6 protein-coding genes and 1 rRNA gene are annotated in these 6,223 nt (G+C 45.0%); all 7 read right to left on the bottom strand.

Going from position 1 to position 6,223, the window contains the following annotated elements; translation table 11 throughout:
• A 16S ribosomal RNA gene (locus G610_RS0104630) occupies nucleotides 1–166 on the bottom strand; the annotation flags it as partial.
• 362 nt (nucleotides 167–528) lie between these two features.
• Nucleotides 529–978, bottom strand: a complete 450-nt coding sequence (locus G610_RS0104625) for a CvpA family protein (protein WP_026523852.1) — start codon at nucleotides 976–978, stop codon at nucleotides 529–531.
• Between the two features lie 12 nt (nucleotides 979–990).
• Nucleotides 991–2,217, bottom strand: a complete 1,227-nt coding sequence (locus G610_RS0104620) for a DUF5711 family protein (protein WP_026523851.1) — start codon at nucleotides 2,215–2,217, stop codon at nucleotides 991–993.
• Nucleotides 2,218–2,222: 5 nt separating this feature from the next.
• Nucleotides 2,223–3,263: an aldose epimerase family protein gene (locus G610_RS0104615; protein WP_026523850.1), complete on the bottom strand. Its 1,041-nt coding sequence runs from the start codon at nucleotides 3,261–3,263 to the stop codon at nucleotides 2,223–2,225.
• Nucleotides 3,264–3,283: 20 nt separating this feature from the next.
• A complete protein-coding gene (recR, locus tag G610_RS0104610) occupies nucleotides 3,284–3,883 on the bottom strand; it encodes a recombination mediator RecR (protein ID WP_026523849.1) in 600 nt (199 codons plus the stop codon).
• Nucleotides 3,883–4,233: a YbaB/EbfC family nucleoid-associated protein gene (locus tag G610_RS0104605; protein ID WP_026523848.1), complete on the bottom strand. Its 351-nt coding sequence runs from the start codon at nucleotides 4,231–4,233 to the stop codon at nucleotides 3,883–3,885. The genes recR and G610_RS0104605 overlap by 1 nt, the downstream gene beginning before the upstream one ends.
• 19 nt (nucleotides 4,234–4,252) lie before the next feature.
• Nucleotides 4,253–6,094 (bottom strand): DNA polymerase III subunit gamma/tau, encoded by a 1,842-nt coding sequence (gene dnaX / locus G610_RS19705; protein ID WP_081667221.1) that lies wholly within the window; start codon nucleotides 6,092–6,094, stop codon nucleotides 4,253–4,255.
• Between the last annotated feature and the right edge of the window lie 129 nt (nucleotides 6,095–6,223).

Genomic DNA, 6,223 nt, shown 5'->3' with positions numbered 1-6,223 from the left:
TTATCCCCCAGTACGAGGCAGGTTGCCCACGCGTTACTCACCCGTCCGCCACTAAGATTTAACAAGATTCCGCCGAAGCCTCATCAGCGTTAAATCTCCGTTCGACTTGCATGTGTTAGGCACGCCGCCAGCGTTCATCCTGAGCCAGGATCGAACTCTCACGTTTAAAATTTATCTAATCACTTAAAGTGACTGGATCGTTCGTCTGACCAGAACTAAAGCTTGGCTTTGTTCTGTCCGTTTTTACCTTGTTAGGTTTGTTTTGTTCTCTGAAATTTCTTTTTGGAATTTTCAGGGTTGCATTACTATTCCATTGTCAAAGTGCTTTGTCTTGGCTTGTCAGCCGCAACTCTGATAGATTATCATTTGCAGCTCTTTTTGTCAAGAACTTTTTTAATTTATTTTTGTTCGCTTTTGTGTAGACGCTGAAGCCTTCCGGTCAGTCGTTTCTATCACTCGCAGCGAGCGAATATAAATATACCATCCACCCTCTAAGGTGTCAATGAGAATTTTGGAATTAATAAAAAATTAATTAAATAGCCCCATCAGGGATGTAATTGTAAATTTTATGGCACCTTCAAAGTCATAGCCAATGATGTAATTCAGTATCCTTAGCCAGATGTATATCTCTATGAAACCAAAGGCTGCGCCAAGGAGTTTATTTACCGAGCTGACCATGGGTACGTTCTTGGATCCACGGACGCCTTTGGAGATCCCCTGGATGACTCTGTATATGGCAACCACAACGGCAATCCTTATTATAGAAGATATTATATGAAGGCCACCGCCGCTCAGGAACTTCTCGATAACGCCGGCAGTGAGGTTTAAGACCACAAAGCCCACAGCCAGAGCTGCGATTTCAAGAAGCTCTGAGATGAGTCCGTATTTATATCCGTATGCAATTCTCCACATTAACATAATGACAACCGCAAGTGTCACTATCACCTGCGGTTGAGAAATAAAATTCACAATATCCATATTTTTTCCTTATCAGTTAAGTTCTAAAGTATCTATGGAGCCATCTGTTACCAGAAGGAATTTGCTTCTGACATTTGTGGGGATCATTACCTTTACTGCGCGGTCGAACTTGCCTTTAAATTTCTCAACACCGTTCATATCGCAGAGAAGGAATTCACTTTCTCCGTAGATACCTATCTGTTCATTGTCAAAGAACACATCTACATATTCTATATTAAAGAATATTTTCGTCACGAGACTTCCCTGAGTATTGTAAACCTGTAGTCTGTATGCGCCTTCAGAGGTATTATTTATGAAAACAACGCCCACATAGGACTCGTTATAGAAAACAGATTTGATCTCTTCATCACCTGTCATGGCTTCTGTCTGGCTTGTTGGAACTTCGTTACCTGAGAAAAACATGATGCGATCATCGGCTGCAGCAAATATCTTGCTGTCGTTCATAAACTGCACGTAGGGAACAACGGTCTCTGGATAGTCGTAGCCACTTGCGTAGTTATCTGTAATGTTTTGTCCAACTGCGCCGAAGTTGAAAAATGCTACGCTGGTTTTTATCCTGCCATTGTCTGCCTTAAGATATGATACGCAAACAAGCTCTCCGCTTGGAGAAATGCTGACATCCACGGGATATCCGCTATCCTGCATGGTGGTCTTAAAGCTGGCAAGGGTATTGCCTAAAGCATCGAAAAGATATATCCATGTGACATTCTGATCATCAAGTACTGCTGCTACTACGCCCTGGGCTGCCACGCAGAAATCTCTGATAGGAAGATTGGTCTCAATCTCTCCAAGGGACCCGCCTGTATTGGCCACATAGATGTTGTGTCCGTTGTAATCACCTATGGCTACAACATTTTTACAGGTATGGATAGTGGGATTCTGCATCTGGTAAGTTCTGTTCCAGAGCTGTTCTCCTGCTGCGTTGATACAGCTTACACCATCCTTACTGTACTGAAGGACATAGCCGTCAAGGTTAATAGCACTAGCGCCTGCAGAGTCCGATATTCTGACACTGGAGGTAACTGTGCTTTCCGTGAAATGCTTATCTCTCCAGCTGATGTATACTGCGGCTGTCAAAAGGCACAGGGTGACGATGATCACCACTGTCCTTACAGCTACTGCTATTCTGTGCTTACGTATCTTCTCTGTATACGAGGGTTCGCGGTACTCCTGCTCTTCCTCTTCATCATTATCTGAATTTCTTTTTATATACTTGGTAAAATCTCTGACTTCAGCCATAAAACTTAAATAAACCTATATACCGTAATAGAATCATACTCGCGCTCCGGTCCGAAAACAGGATCCGGGAAATTGTCATGATTGATGCAATCCGGATGGAACTGAGTCTCAAGGCAGAAGCCGTCTCTCTTTTTATAGGTAACGCCGTCCTTACCGCCCTCAGCATCAAGGAAATTGCCTGAATAGAACTGGAATGCGGGAAGTGTTGTTGAGCACTGCATAGTGATGCCGGTCTTGGGGCTCTTAACTGTTGCAAATACTCTCTTTGTGCCATCTGCGCCGTCGATGCAGAAGTTATGATCATAGCCGCCGCCGAGCTTAAGCTGCTCGTTGTCTGCATCTATATCTTTTCCGATAGCCTTTTCTTTTCTGAAATCAAAAGGAGTTCCCTCTACGCTTGTATATTCGCCTGTGGGAATGAGACCTGCTCTTACAGGTGTTGTGGTACTTGAATTGAACTGCGCGATGTGATCGCAGATAGAACCTGCACCGTGACCGGAGAGGTTGAAATAGCAATGATTTGTGATGTTCATAAGAGTCTTGGCATCACTTGTTGCATGATAGTGAATGGAAACAGCATCATCCTCAGAGAGGCTGTAGGTTACTTTAAACTCTCTGTTTCCTGAAAAACCTATATCGCCATCTTCAGCTTTAAGAGTAAAGGTTACGCTGTCTTCTGATTCATCAGCGTCCCATACTCTCTTGTGAAGACCATTATCAAAATCACTGTGAAGATTGTTTTCGCCATCGTTGATAGCCATGTTGAACTTTTTGCCATCGATGGTGTATGTGCCCTTATCTACGCGGTTTGCGCTGGGGCCAACAACAACGCCAAGAAAGCAGTCGTTGCCATAATATCCGGAAAGATCCTCGTAGCCAAGAGCCACGTCAACCTTATTGCCGTCCTTGTCCTTAACGATGATGCCGCGAATGGCAGCACCATAGTTCATAACACTGAGCTCAGTGCCCTTTTCATTGGTGATGTGGTAGCCATAGATAGGTGCACCCTGCTTTGATTCTCCCAAAAACTCCCTCTTTACAGTCATTTCATTTTCCTCCGTTTACATTAAAGTTCTGTTCTGCCTTCCAATGCTCGTAACAATGTAACTTCATCAATATATTCGAGGTCGCCGCCGACAGGAACGCCGCTGGCAATCCTCGTAACCTTTATCCCCGTAGGTTTTATAAGCTTACTGATGTACATAGCTGTGGTCTCGCCCTCAAGACTTGAATTGGTGGCGATTATAACTTCATCCACATCCTCACTCTGGAGCCTCGTGACAAGCTCCGTGAGTTTGATGTCCCCGGGACCGATACCTAACATAGGTGAGATTGCTCCGTGAAGCACGTGGTATACACCTTCGTACTTTCCTGTTTTCTCATAAGCTGCAAGATCACGGGTGTTCTCAACAACCATGATAGTGTGGTGATCGCGCTTCTCATTGGCACAGATGGGACAAAGCTCATCATCAGTCAGCGTAAAGCACTCCTTACAATAGTGTACATTTTCCCTGGCATCCACTATGGAATCAGCCAGCCTTTTTACCCTGTCCTTGGGAAGGCCTATCAGGTAAAAAGCGAGCCTCTGGGCGGATTTACCGCCTATGCCGGGAAGAGAAGCAAGCTCTTCAATAAGCTTATTAATATGTCCGCTGTATAGATCCATTAAAATGAAAGTCCTCCGAGACCTCCAAGGCCGCCTGTCATTTTGCCCATGATGTCGCCCTGAGCTTTGTCTGCCTGATCCATGGCTTCGTTAACTGCTGCAACGATCATGTCCTGAAGCATCTCAACGTCGTCGGGATCAACCGCATCGGGTGCGATTGTGATAGCTGTAAGCTTTTTAGCGCCTGTAACTGTAGCTTCTACAGCTCCGCCGCCTGCGCTTGCCTTAAACTCTTTTGTCTCGAGCTCCTTCTGGCTCTCCTCCATCTGACGCTGCATGCGCTGCGCCTGCTTCATAAGATTGTTCATGTTACCGGGCATTCCGCCGGGAAATCCTCCACGTTTTGCCATTTATAAATCCTCCATTTTCTTATTCGTCATTGTCATCGTTATCATCTTTTTCTTCGAATGCATTCTCTTCATCGCTCATCTGCTGTTCACTATATGCATTCTCATTGTCCATCATTGACGGAGCGCCAAAGTCTTCATCATCAAAGCCTGTTATGATGTCGCCGCCTGAATTATCAAAACCATCTGCCACGTCTCCATCTGTGCTGCCCATAATTTCAGCTGCATCCGGAACCTCGGGCATGACCTCATCCTCCTCAGTAATAATATCAAAATGAATATTGTTAAGAGGGACATACTGCTCTTCCATAGGTCTGTCCTGGCTGGCATATCGCATTTCAAAATCAACGTGCTTACCGATACTTTCGTCAAGAACAGCTGAAAGCTCGCTCTTTCCGGGCTCTTCATTGTATTTATCAACCCGCTCTTTTACATCAAGCACGATGAAAAGCTTGCCATCATTGCCCTGGCTTAAGGCGGCTTTCTCGAGATATGTGCGCATGGGATTTTGCATCTTTACAAGAATCCTGCCCCAGTCGTTTACTACTCTTTTTACATCCTCTGCAACAGCAAGCTCAAGGGCTTCCTTTTTCTGAGAATCTATGGGCGCTGCGCCATCAGCAAGGCCGCCGGAAGGTGATTTGGCACCGCCGGGTGCTGCATTTACTGCGATCTTGCCATTTTTAATGCCGCTTAAGATTTTCTCAGACTCTGCGTTTTTCTCTTCAAGGATACGCACTCTGTCTGTGAGAGCTTCGTTACTGTCCTCCATCTGAGGCTTGCATATACGAATCAAAGTAACCTCTATAAGGATACGTTTTTGTGTTGCAAAACGCAAGTTAGCTGACAGCTCCGAGAACACCCTGATATAACGCATTATGGTATCTACGTCCGTACCCTCAGAGAGCTCCTTTAATGTGCGGAGATTGTCTGTGGACATATCCACGGCATCTTCCATATTGTCGGAAGCGGTGATCAGCATAAGGTTACGCAAGTACCAGATAAAATCGCTGACAAACTGCGTAAGCTCTCTGCCCTGAATTACTATCTCCGAGAGAAGCTCCAAAGCTGCTGTAACATCCTGCCTGATAAGACATGAAAACAGATCTCCGAAAACCTTGGTATCAACTGCGCCAAGAACTCCAAGTACTCTGTCGTAGGTCAGCTCTTCGCCGTAGTTAAATGCGATGCACTGATCAAGAAGGCTTAGGGAATCTCTCATGGATCCGTCAGCTGCCTTAGCGATATATCTAAGGGCCTTATCTTCAACAGCCACATTCTCGGCATTAACAACTTCGCGAAGTCTGTCTGCAATGGTATCGATTGTGATCCTGTGAAAATCATAGCGCTGGCACCTTGAGAGGATCGTGATAGGGATCTTGTGAACCTCTGTGGTAGCCAGAATGAAGATAACGTATGACGGCGGCTCCTCAAGGCTCTTTAAGAGCGCATTAAAAGCACCCGTAGAGAGCATGTGAACCTCGTCGATTATATAAACCTTGTATTTTCCTATTGTGGGTGAATATGAGATCTCATCAATGATCTGTCTGATGTTCTCAACGCCGTTGTTAGAAGCAGCATCTATCTCGATGACATTGCCCATGGCTGCCCCCGACTCAATAGCCTTACAGGTGGGACACTCTCCGCAGGGATTACCATCCTTTGGTGTCTCGCAGTTTACGGCCCTTGCCATGATCTTGGCAACAGAGGTCTTACCTGTACCTCTCGTTCCGCAAAACAGATAGGCATGTCCAACTCTGTCAGATTTTATCTGATTCTTCAGCGTCGTAACAATATGATCCTGCCCTTTTACATCATCGAAAACGGGCGGTCTGAATTTTCTATATAAAGCTACGTATGCCATTAAAAGCCCTACTCCCAAAACAAAACTTCTTACACAAAAATGTGTATTTTTCATCCATGATATTATACCGAATATTAGGCGCACCAACAATAACTTTATTGACTAAAAACTTTCATCCTCGTATAATGA

It is taken from the genome of Butyrivibrio sp. MB2005 (assembly GCF_000424285.1).
Lineage (GTDB): Bacteria > Bacillota > Clostridia > Lachnospirales > Lachnospiraceae > Butyrivibrio.
Note: the sequence above shows the minus strand (reverse complement) of the source record. Positions and strands in the feature narration are given on the sequence as shown.